Genomic DNA, 296 nt, shown 5'->3' with positions numbered 1-296 from the left:
GGGCCTGTAGCTCAGCTGGTTAGAGCGCACGCCTGATAAGCGTGAGGTCGGTGGTTCGAGTCCACTCAGGCCCACCAAAAAAAGTTCTTGACTATTAATTAAATACCTAGTAACATAGGTTAGGTCGCTGATGAGCGACAGATGAGTTCTTTGAAAACTGAACAAAAGCCAAGCGAAATAGAGATACATGATATCTCGTTTATTTCTTAGTGATTTTTTAAAATCACATAAAGTATCGTTAGCGATACATTTTGAGCTAATCAAACACTTTTATGGAGAGTTTGATCCTGGCTCAG

1 tRNA gene is annotated in these 296 nt (G+C 40.5%); it reads left to right on the top strand.

Annotated elements, in window-relative coordinates:
* Positions 1–77, top strand: a tRNA-Ile gene (locus SAY88_RS24875).
* The last annotated feature ends 219 nt before the right edge of the window (positions 78–296 follow it).

The organism is Halalkalibacter flavus, assembly GCF_036663575.1.
Classification (GTDB): domain Bacteria; phylum Bacillota; class Bacilli; order Bacillales; family Bacillaceae_D; genus Halalkalibacter; species Halalkalibacter flavus.
The sequence above is the reverse complement of the archived record's forward strand: the minus strand, read 5'-3'. Positions and strand labels throughout refer to the sequence as shown.